This window comes from Streptomyces sp. CB02400 (assembly GCF_001905725.1).
Taxonomy (GTDB): Bacteria; Actinomycetota; Actinomycetes; order Streptomycetales; family Streptomycetaceae; genus Streptomyces; species Streptomyces atrovirens.
On the sequence record NZ_LIWB01000001.1, the window covers coordinates 300,224 to 315,223 of the forward strand.

Consider the following 15,000-nt stretch of genomic DNA (forward strand, 5'->3'; position numbering starts at 1 on the left):
AAGTGTCCTTCGCGGTACGTGGATTCAGCGGGCGGTGGACATCTCGGCGGCCTGCCGCAGCGCCTCGATCATGCTACCGGCCTCGGCCTTCCCCGTACCGGCGATGTCGAAGGCCGTGCCGTGGTCGACGGAGGTGCGGATCACCGGGAGACCGACGGTGAGGTTGACGCCCGCCTCGATGCCGAGCACCTTGACCGGGCCGTGGCCCTGGTCGTGGTACATCGCCACGATCAGGTCGTAGTCGCCCCGCGAGGCCAGGAAGAACGCGGTGTCGGCGGGCAGCGGGCCGCGCGCGTCGATGCCGTCGCGGCGCACCTTCTCCAGCGCGGGGACGATCTTCTCCTCCTCCTCGCCGTAGCCGAACAGGCCGTTCTCGCCGGCGTGCGGGTTGATGCCGCAGACGCCGATGACGGGTGAGGCCACCCCCGCCCGGACCATGGCCTCGTGGCCGCGGCGCACGGTCCTCTCGACCAGGCCGGGCTCGATCCGGTTGACGGCGTCGATGAGACCGATGTGGGTGGTGACGTGGATGACCTTCACCTTCTCGGTGGAGAGCATCATCGACACCTCCTCCACCCCGGTGAAGTGGGCGAGCAGTTCGGTGTGTCCGGGGTAGACGTGCCCGGCGGCGTGCAGCGCCTCCTTGTTGAGGGGGGCGGTGCAGATGCCGTCGATCTCACCGGCGAGGGCCAGTTCCGCGGCCCGCTTGACGTACTCGTACGCGGCGTTGCCGGCGGCGGCGGACAGTGCGCCCCAGGGCAGGCCGGCGGGGAGCAGTCCCAGGTCCACGACATTGATCCGGCCCGGTGCGGACTCGGCCGCCGCCGGCGTCGGTACGGTCACGATCTCGCACTCGGTGCCGAGGATCCGGGCCGCTTCCCGCAGCCGGGCGGCGTCGCCGATCACCACCGGCCGGCACCGGTCCAGCGTCGCGGCGTCCAGCACCGCGGGCACGATCACCTCGGGCCCGATACCGGCGCCGTCGCCCATGGTGACACCGATGAGGGGGAGGGGCTGCTGCGCGTTCACAGGGTGGCTCCTTGCTGAGAGGGGCGGAGTGCCGCCGCGATATGGACGAACGAGTCCGGGCCGCCGAAGCTCCCGGGGCGGGTGACGACCGACCGGCCGTCGTCGGTCCTGCAGTGCACGGCACCGTGGTGGATCTCGCCGACGGGCCGGAGCGTCGTGACACCGAGCGAGTCGAGCACCCGGCGGGCCGTCTCGCCGCCGGTCAGGACGAGGTCAGGGCGTCCCGGCAGCGCGGAGACGGCCCGCGCCAGTCCGGCCACGACCGCGCGTGCCGCACCGGGCCGGACGCCGTCGGACCCGTCGACGGACAGTACGGTCACCGTCCCGGTGGCGAGTTCGGGCAGCACGACGCCCTCCGCCCCGGCCAACTCCTCGGGCTTCAGCGGCAGATGCCGGGCCCCGGCCGCGACCAGCCGCCCGATCTGCTCGGCCACCACGGGCTCCGCACTCCCGGCGACGACGAGCAGGGGCCGCGCGACGCCCCCGGCTCCCCCCGACCTCCCGTCCTCGACAGCCGGCCGGGCGGAAGCCTCGACCGGGACCGCCGGGATGGCCGCTCCGGTCACCGCGGGCTCGGCCGCCGTCGACGGGTGTGACGCCGGCTCGGCGTCCCCCGACGGCGTCGCCGACACCGAAGCCGCCATCGGTCCGGCCGACGTCGACGGCGCCCCAGGGGCGACCGCCGCTGCCGGTCCCGCCGACCGGACTGCCATCGGTGGTCCCGTCGGCCGCGTCGCGAACGGTTCGGTCGCCTTCGGCCGAGCGGCCGTGGGTCCGGTTTCCGCCGACGGCCCGTGTGCGCGCCGCGCGGCGAGCCGGCGGCCGAGAGCGGCCGCCAGGCCGCCGCTGCCCAGGAGGCGGGCGCCCGGGCCGAGGAGTGCCGCCGCGGTGGTGATCACCGTCAGGTCGGTGTCGGTCTCCGCGTCGCAGACCGGATGCCGTCCGCGGACCGTCAGCTCCCGGAAGCGGCCGGCCAGCGCGATGGGGCCCTGCCGTACGGTCTCCAGCGGTACGTCCGCGGTCGGCAGCGGTGCCAGCGCCTCGGCGACGGACCGCGGCGCGGCGCGTTCCTCCGCGCGCCAGGCGGCGCACTCGTGCAGCGGCACCCCGTCGACCAGCACCACGCCGCCGCGCACCACGCGCCGTGCGGCGGGCAGGGCCGTCGCGATCACCAGGACCTCGGCCCCTTCCGCGAAGGCGACGGCCTCCGCGCCGACCGGCCCGCGCAGCAGCGAGTCGCACTTCTTGAACCAGAGCGGACTGCCGTACGACTCGCGGGAATTGAGTGCGCGAAACGCGCGTGAAGCCGTGGTGTCCGTGTCCGTGCGGGCACCGGCCGGGGCCCGCCCCGTCGCCGTCCCCACCGCGTCCACCGCGGCCCGTACGGCATCGGCCGCCGCCTCGTCGTCCAGGTACCGCGAGTCGAGGTCCACCACCACGGCCTCCCCGTCGGCACCGGATACTCCCAGGTCGTCGGCGTGCAGCACGAGCCGCGCGGGCAGCCGTAGCAGCGCGGCGGCCTCCGCCGCCCCCGACAGGTCGTCGGCGAGCGCGACGACCGCGGTGTCGTCCCCACGGCACACGCGGACCTCCTCCAAGAACTCGGTGAACTCGGTATCGCAGTGCCCTGATGATGGCATAGCTTGCGCGATTCGCGCGAGACTCTTGCGCATAACGCGCAGTCATGCGAGCGTTCACCCACCGAGAAGCCACCGTCCCGCACCGGAAGGAACCGCTCGTGAGCACCGGCACCCGCCCCGGCCCGCACGGAAGCCCCCAGGGAAGCGCGCAGGGAAGCCCACAGGGAATCGAGCTCCCGCTCGTCCCCCTACCGCTCTCCCGTCTGGTCCTGGGCACCATGACGTTCGGCGACACCGTCGACCGCGCGGGCGCCGCCGCCATGCTGGACACCGCCCTCGACGCCGGCCTCACCGGCGTGGACACGGCCAACGGCTACGCGGGCGGCGAGAGCGAGCGGATCCTCGCCGACCTGCTGCCCGGACGCCGGGACCGGATCGTGCTCGCCACCAAGGCCGGCATCCCGCACCCCGACCAGGGCGAGCACGCACCGCTCTCCCCGGCCGGTCTGCGGGCCGCCCTCGACGGCAGCCTCAAGCGGCTCGGCACCGACCACGTCGACCTCTTCTACCTGCACCAGCCGGACCGCCGTACGCCGCTCGCGGAGACCCTCGAAGCCGTGGCCGAGTTCGTCGCGGAGGGGAAGATCCGCGCGCTCGGCGTGTCCAACTTCGCCGCCTGGCAGATCGCCGAGCTGACCCGCACCGCCGACGAGGTCGGCGCCCCGCGCCCGGTCGTCGCGCAGCAGCTGCACAACCTCCTCGCCCGCCGGATCGAGGAGGAGTACGTCGAGTACGCGGCGGTGAGCGGTCTGCGCACCGTGGTCTACAACCCGCTCGGCGGCGGCCTCCTCACCGGCCGGCACCGTTTCGAGGCCGACCCCGCCACCGGCCGCTTCGGCGACTCCAAGCTCGCCGCGATGTACCGGGAGCGCTACTGGAACGAGGACCTCTTCGCCGCCGTCGCACAGCTCACCGCGATCGCCGACGGGGCCGGCCTCCCGCTCACCGAACTCGCCCTGCGCTGGCTGCTGGACCGCCCCTCCACCGACGCCCTCCTGCTCGGCGGCTCCCGGCCGGAACACCTGCGGGCCAACATCGCCGCCGCCCAGGCCGGCCCGCTGCCCGAGGACGTGACCGCCGCCTGTGACGCCGTCGGCTCCGCCCTGCGCGGCCCGATGCCCGCCTACAACCGCTGACCGCACCCGGCTCAGCAGTCCGGAGCCCTCTCATGACCGCCGCCGCGCACTCCGCCGCCGCGCACTCCGCCGCCGCCCAGGCCGGCCCGCTGCCCGAGGACGTGACCGCCGCCTGTGACGCCGTCGGCTCCGCCCGGCGCGGCCCGATGCCCGCCTGCAACCACTGACCGCAGCCGCCCCACCAGTCCGGAGCCCTCTCATGACCACCGCCGCGCACTTCACCGCCGCCCTGCGCGACCGCCGCCCCCTCATCGGCTACTGGTCGCTGCTCGACTCGCCCGTCGCCGCCGAGCGTCTCGCCCGGCTCGGTTACGACTACCTGGCCTTCGACGCCCAGCACGGCCTCTTCGGTTACCAGGGCCTGCTGAACAACCTCATCGCCACCGACACCCGCGGCTCCACCGCCGTCGGCATGGTCCGCGTCGAGGCCAACGACCCGACGTACATCGGCCGCGCGCTCGACGCGGGCGCCGCCGCCGTCATCGTGCCGCTCGTCGACACCGCGCGGGACGCCGCCGACGCGGTCGCCGCCGTGCGCTACCCGCCGCACGGCCGCCGCTCCTACGGCCCCATGCGCGCCCAGCTGCGCATCGGCCCCGACCCGGCCGACACCCACGAGCAGACCGCCGTCCTCGCCATGATCGAGACCGCCGACGGACTCGCCAACGTCGAGGAGATCTGCGCCACCCCCGGACTCGACGGCATCTACGTCGGCCCCTCCGACCTGCGCCTGGCCATCGGCGGCCGGACCTCCACGGACCCCGGCGTCGCCGACGGGTTCGAGCAGGCCCTCACCCGGATCCGCAAGGCCGCCGAGGCCGCCGGTATCGCCGCCGGCATCCACAACGGCGACGGCGCGAGCGCCGCCCGCCGGCTCGACGAGGGCTTCACCTTCGCGTCCGTCGCCGCCGACGTGGTCCACCTCCAGCAGATCGCCGCCACCCACCTGGACGCGGCGCGGAAGGGCAGCCGGGCATGAGCACATCCACCCGCACCACCCTCATCACCACGCCCACCTTCGCCCGCCACTCGCCCGACCCCTGGACCCTCCTCGCCGACGGCGGCGCCGGCCCGGTCCGCCCGTACGACGACCGCGCCCTGCCGTACGACGAACTGCTCGCCCGGATATCCGGCGCCGACGCGCTCGTCGCCGGCATGGACCCGGTCACCGCCGAGGTCATGGACGCCGCCCCGCGGCTGAGGGTCATCGCCAAGCACGGCGTCGGCACCGACACCATCGACGTCGCCGCCGCCCGCGACCGCGGCATCCCCGTCGTCTGCGCGCCCGGCTCCAACTCCCGGGCCGTCGCCGAGTACACCTTCGGCCTCGTCCTCGACGCCGCCCGCCGGATCAGCGCCTCCCACACCTCCGTCACCGAGGGCGGCTGGCCCAAGCTCTTCGGCCCCGAACTGCACGGCAGGACCCTCGGCGTCGTCGGCTTCGGGCGCATCGGGCGGCTCGTCGCCGGCTACGCGCGCGCCTTCGGGATGAGCGTCCTCGCCCACGACCCGTACGTCCCCGACGACGCGGTGACCGCGGCGGACGCCGAACCCGTCACCCTCGACGCGCTCCTCGCCCGCGCCGACGTGGTCACCCTGCACCTCCCGCCCGCCGGCGCCCCGCTCCTGGACGCCGCCCGCCTCGGTGCCATGAAACCCGGCGCGATCCTCGTCAACGCCGCCCGCGGCGGCCTCGTCGACGACACCGCGCTCGCCGAGGCCCTGCACTCCGGGCACCTGGCCGCCGCCGCGCTCGACGCCTTCGCCGTCGAACCCCTCCCGGCCGGCCACGTCCTGCGCACGGCGCCCCGGCTCACCCTCACCTCCCACATGGCCGCCTGCACCCCGGAGGCCAACCGCGCGATGGGCCTGATGGTCGCCGAGGACGTACTCCGTGTCCTCGCCGGCGAACCTCCGCGCCACGCGGCCGGCTGACCCCGCCGCCGACCCACCACGTCACCCCCCATGCCCTTACCCGCCCTGTTTGCCTTCCGCTCCGGCGACGGCGCCGGAAACAGCAAAGGAACACCGCCATGTCGACCACCGCCACCGCCCCAGCGGCGGAGCACGCGCAGGCCGATCCGTACGCCCTGCGCCCCGAGGACGCCCGCCCGGCACCCACCGCCTTCCGTGACCGGATCCGCCATCTCGGCCCCGGCTTCGTGCTGTCGGCCGCCGTGGTCGGCTCCGGAGAGCTGATCACCACCACCGCGCTCGGCGCCGAGGCCGGATTCGCGCTGCTGTGGCTGGTGATCGTCTCGACCGCGGTCAAGGTCTGGGTCCAGATGGAGCTGGCCCAGTGGACCATCCTCAACGGGCGCACCGCCCTTGAGGGTTACCGCGAGGTCGGCCCCCGCATCGGCCGGCTGAGCTGGATCAACTGGCTCTGGATCGGCATGGACTTCGCCAAGATGTTCCAGCGCGGAGGCATCATCGGCGGTACGGCGGCGGCCTGTTCGGTGCTGTGGCCGGTCATCGGCGAACCACTGAGCTGGGGCTCCCTGGCGCTCTGGGCCGTCGTCGTCACGGTCGCCGCCATCCTGCTGCTGCAGTCCGGCAAGTACAGCCTCGTCGAACGCGCCTGTCTCGTCTCCGTCGTCGTCTTCACCCTGGTCACCGTCAGCCTCGCGGTCGGCCTGCCCGGCACCGGGTTCGGCTACGGCTCGTCCGAACTGGGCAGCGGCTTCGGCTTCGAGATCCCGGCCGGCACCGTCGGCATCGCGCTCGCCGTCTTCGGCATCACCGGCGTCGGTGCCGACGAGATGACCACGTACACCTACTGGTGCCTGGAGAAGGGCTACGCCCGCTGGACCGGCCCCGACGACGGCAGCGAGGAGCGCGCCCGCCGCGCCGAGGGCTGGATCAAGGTGATGCGCCTGGACGCCCTCACCGGCCTCGCCGTCTGCGTGCTGTGCACCCTCTCCTTCTACGTCATCGGCGCGGCCGTGCTCCACCCGCAGGGCCTGGTGCCCGAGGGCAACGAGATGATCACCACGCTCTCGCGGATCTACACCGACACGATGGGCCCCTGGGCCGAGTACCTGTTCCTCGTCGGCGCGCTCGCCGTCCTCTTCTCCACCCTCATCGGCTCCACCGCCTCCGTGCCCCGGCTGTGGACCAACACGCTCGGCCTGCTCGGCGTCCTCGACTGGAGCGACGTCCGCGCCCGCACCCGCACCATCCGCATCCTCACCTGGTGCCTGCCGCTGCTGTGGACCTGCTTCTTCCTCTGGATGCAGTCGCCGGTGCTGATGGTGCAGATCGGCGGCATCGGCGGCGGCGTCTTCCTGCTCGCCGTGGTCGTCGCCGTCTGGCGGCTGCGCCACACCGGAGTGCCGAAGCGCTTCCGCACCAACGCCTGGCTCACCGCCGCCCTCGTCCTCAGCAGCGCCGCGATCCTGTGCGTCGGCGTGTACGGGGTCCTGAAGACGCTCGGAGCCGTGCCGGAGTAGCCGCCGGACCACCTCTTGCTGTCAGCATGCAGTTGTATACGAGTCGCAATAAGGGCGGAGGGCGTCGGACATGGCGCTGTACGCGCTCCCGGAACTGCCGTACGACTACGCGGCACTCGCCCCGGTCATCAGCCCCGAGACCATCGAGCTGCACCACGACAAGCACCACGCGGCCTAAGTGAAGGGGGCCAACGACACCCTGGAGCAGCTCGCCGAGGCACGGGAGAAGGAGACCTGGGGGTCGATCAACGGCCTGGAGAAGAACCTGGCCTTCCACCTCTCCGGGCACATCCTGCACTCGATCTACTGGCACAACATGACCGGTGACGGTGGCGGCGAGCCGCTGGACAAGGACGGCGTGGGCGAACCGGCCGACGCCATCGCCGAGTCCTTCGGCTCCTTCGACCGCTTCAAGGCGCAGCTCTCCAAGGCGTCGGCCACCACCCGGGGTTCGGGCTGGGGCGTCCTGGCGTACGAGCCGCTGAGCGGCCGGCCGATCGTCGAGCAGGTCCACGACCACCAGGGCAACGTCGCCCAGGGCTCCACCCCGATCCTGGTCTTCGACGCCTGGGAGCACGCCTTCTACCCGCAGTACAGGAACCAGAAGGTGGACTTCATCGAGGCGATGTGGAAGGTGGTCGACTGGCAGGACGCGGCCCGCCGGCACACCGCCGCCAAGGAGCGGGGCGACAGTCCGCCGCTCGCGCCGTGACACACGTCGGAGGGCTCCCGCACGGGACGGTCCGTGCGGGAGCCCTCCGACGTTCAGTGGGGCACCGGCTCGCCCTCCCGCTCCTTGAAGCGGACCCACCCCGAGCACACCGCCACCAGCACCGCGGACGCCGCGACCACCGCCATGCCGGTCGTCAGGTCCGAGTGGCCGGCGACGAAACCGATCAGGGCCGGGCCCGCCAGGAGGCCGGTGGTGCCCATGGCGGCGACCAGGGCGAGGGCGCCCGGTCCCTCCGTGGCGGCGGCGACGTAGAGACAGGGGGTCACCGTCGCCATGCCCAGGCCGACGCAGGCGAAGCCGACGAGCGCGGGCCAGGTGCCGCCGGCCAGCAGCGCGAGGGCGAGACCGGTGCCGGCCATCGTGCTGCCCACCCGCACCATGCGCGCGTCGCCCCACCGGTTGCGCCAGCCGTCGCCCAGCAGACGGGCCACCACCATCATCACCGAGACGACGGCGATGCCCAGCGGCGCCAGCCGCCCCGACGCGCCGGTCTCCTCCGTCAGATAGAGCGCCGACCAGTCGTTCATGGCACCCTCGACGACCGTGCCGAACACCATGGCGCAGCCCAGTACGAGAGCCGTGCGCGAGGCACCCGTCAGGCTCCGCAGACCCTTCTTCCCGCCCTCGGCCGGCTGCTCCCCGGCCGGGGAAGCCGGGGGAGCGGGCGCGTCGGTGAGCACCCGGGGCTTGGAACCCGCCAGCAGCAGCACCCCCAGCCCCGCCGCCACGGCGAAGTGCGCGGTCACCGAGTGCGTCACGGTGTTCACCCCGGAGGCCAGCAGCGCGCCCCCGAGCGAGCCCCCGCTGAACGTCGCGTGCAACTGGGCCATCGCGGCCCGCCCGTAGTGGGACTCCAGGGCGGCGCCCTGCGCGTTCATGGCGACGTTCAGACAGCCGACGGCCATACCGTCGAGGAGGATCACCAGCAGGGCGAGCGGATAACTGCCGACTGCGGCCAGCACGGGCAGCACCGCCACCAGGGCCAGCGCGGACCAGAGCGCCAGCCGCCGGGCGCCCAGCCGCCGCATCAGCGGCGCGACCAGCGGGAAGGACACCGCCGCCCCGACCCCGGCGGCCATCAGCAGCAGACCCACCTCCGTCCCGCCCAGGTCGAAGCGGTCCTTGAGGGCGGGCAGCCGGGAGGCCCAGGTGGCGTACTGGAAACCGAGGAAGGAGAACAGGGCGGCGATCGCCAGTTGGTCACGGCGGAAATCGCCGAGGGTGGGCAGCATGGACGTCAGGACCCCTCTTCCGGGCCGCCGGAGCGGTCGTACTGGACCGGGCAGGACATGTAGACGGCGCCGTCGCCGTAACTCCCGTGGAGCTCGGCCCCCGGCTCGGGCCGGTAACCGTGACCGGCCCAGAAGCCCCCCGTCCCGCCGACGGCGACCAGCGAGATCCGTTCGTACGACGACCGCCGCGCGACCGCCGTGAGGTGCCGCAGCAGTCTGCTGCCCAGCCCCCTGCCGCGCAGGTCGTCCGCGATCACGAGGTCGTGCAGATGCAGATTGCGGGAGTCGTACGCCCGCTCCTCCGGCCGGGTCAGGTCCGGATACCGGAATCGTGGGTAGGGCAGGGCGAGCACATAGCCGGCGACACGGTCACCGGTCTCCAGGACGAAGCAGGTCGCCGGGGCGGCCCGGCCCCGGGAGCGGAGCGCCTCGGCGCCCTCCGACAGCGAGGCCGGCGCGTACACCTCGGCCTCCAGCGCGGCGATCCGCGGCCAGTCGTCCTCGGCGATCGCGCGTACGCGCACCTCCGGGGTGTCACCGCCCACGCAGACGCGGGGGAGCGGGCCGAAGCCGTTGAAGCCCTCGGTCATGTAGCTGGCGGCGTACGCGCCCGCCGACAGCACCCAGACCGGGTCGCCCGACGCGACCGCCCTCGGCACCCGCACCCGGCGGTGCTCGTGGGCGTAGGCGTCGTCACTGTCGCAGGTGGGACCCGCGACCACGACCGGCACCAGGTCCGCGTCGGCCCCGTCCGGGTGGGACGGGTGGGACGGGAAGACGAGCGGGTACCGCACCTGGTCCATCTCGTACAGGCCGTTGAACTTCCCGCAGCTCAGGTACAGCCAGTGCTCCCGTTCCCCGTCCGGCCCGCGGCGGGACGTCAGCCGGGAGACATGGGCCCGGACCGCTCCGTGGTCGGCCACCAGATGGCGTCCCGGCTCGATGACGAAGGCCAGGGGGCGGGGGGAGAGGGACGTCAGCCGCTCCATGCCCTCGCGGAGCACGGCGAGGATCTTGTCCAGCGGGGGGTCGAGCCGTTCACCCCGGCGGTCGGCGTAGCCGAGCGCCGGCAGACCGCCGCCGAGGTTGACGTGGTCCGGCACGATCCCGCGGCCGTGCAGCGCCGCGAGCACCTCGGCGAGGGCCGCGAACGCCTGCTGCCACGCCTCGGCGGTCATCTGCTGCGACCCGACGTGCACCGAGAGACCGGCGGGGACCAGACCCGCGTCCCGCGCCGCCGCCAGCACCCGTACGGCGTCGTCCGCCGAGCACCCGAACTTCCGGCTCAGCCCCCACAGCGCACCCTCACCGCTGGTCGCCAGCCGGCAGAACACCCGGGCACCCGGCGCGTGTTCGGCCAGTGCCGCCACGTCCTCCACGCTGTCCGTGGCGAAGTCCCGCACACCGAGCCGGTACGCCCGAGCGATGTCCCGGTCGGACTTGACGGTGTTGCCGTAGTGGACCCGGTGCGCGGGCACGCCCGTCGCCAGCGCCCGGACGATCTCCCGGGGGCTCGCCGCGTCGAAACCGGCGCCCCGGCCGGCCAGACAGGCCAGGACCTCCTCCACGGGACACGCCTTCATCGCGAACCGCACGTCCACGCCGGGCAGTTCCGCGGTCAGCGCGCCGTACCGGGCGGCGATCCCGCCCAGGTCGTAGACGAGCGCGTCCTCGGTGGCGGCCGCGAGGGCGGCACGCAGGGCCGCGGTCACCGGAGCGCGCCCCGGCTCGCGTGCACGAGGGCCTCCCAGGCGCCGATCAGCACCACGAAGTCCTCGGTGTCCAGCGCGGCCTCGTCCAGCAGCCGCTCCCGGTCGGCCGTCATGCCGCGCGCGAACTCGGCGTACTTCCCGCCCAGTCGCCCGTACGCCGCCGCGACCGTGTCCAGCCGCCGCTCGTTCTCCGTACGGTCCAGCCGCACGCTCTCGGTGAGGAACGCGGCGAACGGCGCCGGGTCGAGCCGCCCGCCGTCGTCCAGCAGCGCGTCGCCCGCTTCGGCCATCCGCTCGTAGACGTGGTGCAGGTACAGCATGGACAGCAGGAACTTCACGAACCGTGTCTGGTACGCCAGGAAGCCGGCGTGGGTGCGGCGCTCCCCGGTGTAGTAGTTCTCGATGTGCCGGTTGTGCAGGACACCGGGCAGCGCGGCGTCGTACACGGCGTGGATGAGGAAGTAGTCACTGCCGATGGTCGCGGTGGCCGGCGGCAGCGGCAGCCGCTCGTACACGTCCCGGTCGAAGGCGATGTTGGACATGTCGACGCGCATCGGGTCGACCAGCGTCAGCGTCGAGTGGTCGCCCGTGAAGGGCAGCATCCCGGCGCCCTTGAAGGACTCCTCGGCCAGCTCCCGCTTCTGCTCGGCGGACCAGTGGCCGGGCGCCCACAGGCCGACGACCTCGTCGTACACCTCCTTGTCGAGCTCCCGTATCCCGCCGATGTCGACGGAGAGCTCCCCGATGAAGGAGGCGCCCACCATGGAGACGGGCCGGTCGGCGAGCGCGGGGTCGAGCGTCACCTCCGACACGCCGGCGAAGGCGTCACGGGCGCGCTTGCCCAGGGAGGTCAGCTCGTGGTGGATCGGATGGACGGGCTCGCCGTCGAAGACCTGGTAACTGCAGTCGGAGTCGCGCCGGTGCAGCGAACGGCAGCCCAGCGCCGCCGCGACCAGGAACGCCCGGTTGGTGCAGGCGCCGTACGAGAGCGCGTCCGGGAGCATGAGGCCGAGGATCCGCTCCGGCTCCGGGAGCGCGGCCCGGTCGATGGCGCCCCGCAGGAAGTCCCGCTGGGCGGACTCGTCGAGGTGGTGCACGACGACGCCCGCGGTCCCGGGGAGCGCGGCGACCGTACGGGCATGGGCTTCGCGGGTCTGTCCGTCGGAGGAGTCGAGGATCAGCAGGTGCACCTCGACGTCGAAGTTCCGGGCGGCGTACGAGGCTTCCCCGCCGATGGCGGTGATGGTCGCGGAGCACTCCCGGTCGGTGGGGAGGCTCAGGCATATCCGGTGCATGTCGGCTTCCTCGCTCATCGCGTCGACTCGTGCCAGGAGTCCAGCCCCAGCAACTTCCGTCCCAGGACGTTGAGTTCGGCGGGCCCGTAGCGCAGGGACTCGTGCTTCACGGCGTCGCCGAGCAGGGTCGCGTTCCACTCCGGGGTGCTGAGCGTGCGCCAGGACTCCACCCGTGAGCGGCGCAGCTCCTCGTGCTCCTCCAGGGCGGGCATCATCGACAGGTACTGCACCGCGCGCACCCCGTCGGCCGAGGTGTTGGGCGCCACGCCGTGCGCCAGCATCCCGTTGAAGATCAGCAGATCACCGGCCTTGAGCTGGGGCCGTACGACGGGGAATTCGGTGCGGTCGGCGCCCGGACGGATCGGGTCCCGGTCGGCGGGCTGTGCGACCTTCCACTCCTCGAACCGGCGGAAGAGCTCCGGGGAGCACTGGAAGCCGCCCTGGTCCGGTTCCGTGTCGGTGAGCGCGATGATGCCCTGCACCCGCTGCGGCGGCACGCTCGCCGTGGTGTCCACGTCCCAGTGCAGCTCGATGTCGAACCCCTCGTCCGTGGGGTCGATGAGGGAACGCGAACGGTTCCGCACATTGGGCGGGTTGAGGTTGAGCCGGTCCAGGGTGACCCACAGCTCCTCGCAGTCCCACACGTCCACGAACGCGTCGTACACCCGCCGCGCCTGCCGGCTGTCCCAGATGAGCTGGTGCTGGTACGCCTCGACGAAGCCGTAGACGAACAGGTCACGGTCGAGGTCAGAGCGGAAGGCGCGCTCCTGGTACCAGGTCTCGGGGCGCTGCGGGTCGAGGCCCTGGAACTCCCAGGCGAACTCCAGCAGCAGCTTGGCGGCGTCGGGGGAGATCGCCTCCGGCACCACCACGTGACCGTGGTTCTGCCAGGACGCGAACTGTTCCTCCGAGAGCACCCGCAGCGGCAGGTCCTTGGTCAGGTGCCGCAGCTGCGTCCCGGCGAGGTAGGTCTCGCCGTCGGCGCTGAAGTAGGGGCGCCCGGAGGGGGCTCGGTGTAAGAAACGGTGGTGCGTCGTCATGCGGTACTCCGGAGATCGGGATCACTCACGGCATGCGGACAGAAGGGGAGAAGGAAGGGAAGAGGGGTTCGGTGGTCGGTCGGCCGTCGCTACGACGGCCCGGTGCGGCCCATGAGGACCTCGGCCGCGGCGATGCCCGACACGCGCGTCGCGCCGTGCGTCGCCAGGTACACCGCCCCGGGACGCTCACCCGCGGGAACGCCCATCTCGACGACGAGGGCGTCGGGCCGTCGGCGTACCAGGCCGGCGAGCGCGCGGGTCATCCAGCCGTAGCGGGCGGCGTCCCGGACGACCACGACCAGCGGCCGGCCGGCCGCCGGCCGCAGGGCCAGCCGGTCCAGCACCTCGTCGCCACCCTGGAGCTGGTCCTCGCCGAGCCGGACGGACGTGGTGCCCGGGCACAGCGCCCTCAGCGGTTCCGCCACGCCCCACGGGGTTCCGGGGTCGATGGCGGGGGTGGTGGCGGGGGAGAGCTCCACCACGTGGGGGATGCCCACGAGCGGGAACCCGGTGCCGCGGTCGGGCTTGTGATGGATGCGGACGGCCCGCCGGGCCGCCGCCAGCCCGATGCCGGGGGTGCCGGTGGAGACGAAGGCGCCGCGCCGCAGCGCGCCCGTCCACTCGGCGAACTCCCGGACCCGGCCCGCCGCCTCGGCGAGCCGCCGCTCCGGCAGCCGGCCGTCCAGTACGGCGTTCACCAGGGCGTCGGCCAGCCGCGTGGTGGTCTCCTCGGCGGCGGTCCCGCCGCCGACGCAGACCGCGTCCGCGCCGGCGGCGACGGCCCGGACGGCGGCGCCCGGCACGCCGTAGCGGTCGGCCACGGCGCCCATCTCGACGGCGTCGGTCACGACCAGCCCGGTGAAGCCGAGTTCGCCGCGCAGCAGGTCGCCGACGACGGGGCGGCTCAGGGTCGCCGGCCACCGGTCGTCGTAGGCGGGCACGAGCAGATGCGCGGTCATCACGGCCCGCACGCCCGCGTCCATCGCGGCGATGAACGGCGGCAGCGCGGTCAGCGCGAGGGTCCCGGCGTCGGCCGAGACCTGCGGCAGCCCGAGATGGGAGTCGACCACGGTGTCGCCGTGGCCCGGGAAGTGCTTGGCGCACGCGGCGACCCCCGCCGACTGCAGCCCCCGCACCCACGCGGCGGCGTGCCGGGAGACGACATCGGGGCGCGCCCCGAAGGAACGCACCCCGATGACCGGATTCAGCGGATTGGTGTTCACGTCGGCGCTCGGCGCGTAGTTCAGGGTGATGCCGAGGCCGTTCAGTTCCCGGCCGACGTCCCGGGCCACCTGCTCGGTGACATCGATGTCGTCGAGTGTGCCGAGCGCCAGGTTGCCCGGCCGGGACGCCCCGGTGCGGGCTTCGAGCCGGGTGACGTCGCCCGCCTCCTCGTCGACGGCGACGACGAGGCCGGGGTTCTCGGCGTACAGGGCGGTGGTGAGCCCCGCCACCTGCTCGGGGCCGTGGATGTTCCGGCCGAACAGGACGACCGAGGCGAGCCCCTCGGAGATCCGGCGGCGCACCCAGTCCGGCACCGTCGTCCCCTCGAAGCCCGGCTGGAGCACGGAGTGCGCCCACCGCAGCAGTCGCGGGTGGCTGCTCTCGGTCATGCGGGCCTCCGTGCAAGGTTGTGCACGCGGCGGTTGCGGGAGGAACGCGCCACGACTGGTTCAGACCATTGGGATATTGGACTGGACCATTGGGCCCTGTCAAGGAATGCCCTTTCGG

12 protein-coding genes and 2 pseudogenes are annotated in these 15,000 nt (G+C 73.4%); 6 read left to right on the forward strand and 8 right to left on the reverse strand.

The window, feature by feature from the left end; all coding sequences use genetic code 11:
• Nucleotides 1-24: 24 nt before the first annotated feature.
• Together pdxA and AMK33_RS43490 are read right to left on the reverse strand one after the other, a co-directional pair.
• A complete protein-coding gene (gene pdxA, locus AMK33_RS01220) occupies nt 25-1,029 on the reverse strand; it encodes a 4-hydroxythreonine-4-phosphate dehydrogenase PdxA (RefSeq protein ID WP_073930781.1) in 1,005 nt (334 codons plus the stop codon).
• Nucleotides 1,026-2,612, reverse strand: a complete 1,587-nt coding sequence (locus AMK33_RS43490) for a four-carbon acid sugar kinase family protein (RefSeq protein ID WP_073930782.1) — start codon at nt 2,610-2,612, stop codon at nt 1,026-1,028. The genes pdxA and AMK33_RS43490 overlap by 4 nt, the downstream gene beginning before the upstream one ends.
• 155 nt (nt 2,613-2,767) lie before the next feature.
• Here AMK33_RS43490 and AMK33_RS01230 point away from each other — a divergent pair, with 155 nt between their 5' ends.
• The 6 genes and pseudogenes from AMK33_RS01230 (at nt 2,768) to AMK33_RS01250 (ending at nt 7,969) form a co-directional block, all read left to right on the forward strand.
• The gene (locus tag AMK33_RS01230) at nt 2,768-3,805 is read left to right on the forward strand and encodes an aldo/keto reductase (protein ID WP_073930783.1); all 1,038 of its coding nucleotides are present in this window, start codon (nt 2,768-2,770) and stop codon (nt 3,803-3,805) included.
• Nucleotides 3,806-3,837: 32 nt separating this feature from the next.
• On the forward strand, nt 3,838-3,972 hold the full coding sequence (locus AMK33_RS44645) for a hypothetical protein (protein ID WP_268817345.1): 135 nt from the start codon (nt 3,838-3,840) through the stop codon (nt 3,970-3,972).
• Between the two features lie 32 nt (nt 3,973-4,004).
• Complete coding sequence (locus AMK33_RS01235; RefSeq protein WP_073930784.1) at nt 4,005-4,784, forward strand: HpcH/HpaI aldolase family protein; 780 nt, start codon at nt 4,005-4,007, stop codon at nt 4,782-4,784.
• Nucleotides 4,781-5,740, forward strand: a complete 960-nt coding sequence (locus tag AMK33_RS01240) for a phosphoglycerate dehydrogenase (protein ID WP_073930785.1) — start codon at nt 4,781-4,783, stop codon at nt 5,738-5,740. The genes AMK33_RS01235 and AMK33_RS01240 overlap by 4 nt, the downstream gene beginning before the upstream one ends.
• A gap of 98 nt (nt 5,741-5,838) precedes the next feature.
• Nucleotides 5,839-7,257, forward strand: coding sequence for an Nramp family divalent metal transporter (locus AMK33_RS01245; protein ID WP_073930786.1), 1,419 nt, complete (start codon nt 5,839-5,841; stop codon nt 7,255-7,257).
• A 70-nt stretch (nt 7,258-7,327) separates the two neighbouring features.
• Nucleotides 7,328-7,969: pseudogene (locus AMK33_RS01250) on the forward strand (superoxide dismutase).
• A 53-nt stretch (nt 7,970-8,022) separates the two neighbouring features.
• Here the strand turns inward: AMK33_RS01250 and AMK33_RS01255 are convergent.
• The 6 genes and pseudogenes from AMK33_RS01255 to AMK33_RS01275 form a co-directional block, all read right to left on the reverse strand.
• Nucleotides 8,023-9,222, reverse strand: coding sequence for an MFS transporter (locus tag AMK33_RS01255; protein WP_073930787.1), 1,200 nt, complete (start codon nt 9,220-9,222; stop codon nt 8,023-8,025).
• Nucleotides 9,223-9,227: 5 nt separating this feature from the next.
• Nucleotides 9,228-9,767 carry a GNAT family N-acetyltransferase gene (locus tag AMK33_RS43495; RefSeq protein ID WP_235617972.1) on the reverse strand — a complete coding sequence of 180 codons (540 nt, stop codon included), beginning with the start codon at nt 9,765-9,767 and terminating at the stop codon, nt 9,228-9,230.
• Nucleotides 9,762-10,934 (reverse strand): annotated as a pseudogene (locus tag AMK33_RS01260) (type III PLP-dependent enzyme); the annotation flags it as partial. The gene AMK33_RS43495 and the pseudogene AMK33_RS01260, both read right to left, overlap by 6 nt.
• A complete protein-coding gene (locus AMK33_RS01265) occupies nt 10,931-12,247 on the reverse strand; it encodes a DUF6271 family protein (protein ID WP_383463578.1) in 1,317 nt (438 codons plus the stop codon). The pseudogene AMK33_RS01260 and the gene AMK33_RS01265, both read right to left, overlap by 4 nt.
• Nucleotides 12,244-13,269 (reverse strand): phytanoyl-CoA dioxygenase family protein, encoded by a 1,026-nt coding sequence (locus tag AMK33_RS01270; protein ID WP_073930788.1) that lies wholly within the window; start codon nt 13,267-13,269, stop codon nt 12,244-12,246. Before AMK33_RS01270 ends, AMK33_RS01265 begins: the two co-directional genes overlap by 4 nt.
• Nucleotides 13,270-13,358: 89 nt before the next feature.
• The gene (locus AMK33_RS01275; RefSeq protein WP_073930789.1) at nt 13,359-14,882 is read right to left on the reverse strand and encodes a glycoside hydrolase family 3 protein; all 1,524 of its coding nucleotides are present in this window, start codon (nt 14,880-14,882) and stop codon (nt 13,359-13,361) included.
• Nucleotides 14,883-15,000: the final 118 nt, after the last annotated feature.

Coding starts and splice junctions, on each gene's coding strand:
- AMK33_RS01245 (WP_073930786.1), top strand. CDS start 5,839: ATGTCGACCACCGCCACCGCCCCAGCGGCGGAGCACGCGCAGGCCGAT.
- AMK33_RS44645 (WP_268817345.1), top strand. CDS start 3,838: ATGACCGCCGCCGCGCACTCCGCCGCCGCGCACTCCGCCGCCGCCCAG.
- AMK33_RS01270 (WP_073930788.1), bottom strand. CDS start 13,269: ATGACGACGCACCACCGTTTCTTACACCGAGCCCCCTCCGGGCGCCCC.
- AMK33_RS01265 (WP_383463578.1), bottom strand. CDS start 12,247: ATGAGCGAGGAAGCCGACATGCACCGGATATGCCTGAGCCTCCCCACC.
- AMK33_RS01275 (WP_073930789.1), bottom strand. CDS start 14,882: ATGACCGAGAGCAGCCACCCGCGACTGCTGCGGTGGGCGCACTCCGTG.
- AMK33_RS01240 (WP_073930785.1), top strand. CDS start 4,781: ATGAGCACATCCACCCGCACCACCCTCATCACCACGCCCACCTTCGCC.
- AMK33_RS01235 (WP_073930784.1), top strand. CDS start 4,005: ATGACCACCGCCGCGCACTTCACCGCCGCCCTGCGCGACCGCCGCCCC.
- AMK33_RS01255 (WP_073930787.1), bottom strand. CDS start 9,222: ATGCTGCCCACCCTCGGCGATTTCCGCCGTGACCAACTGGCGATCGCC.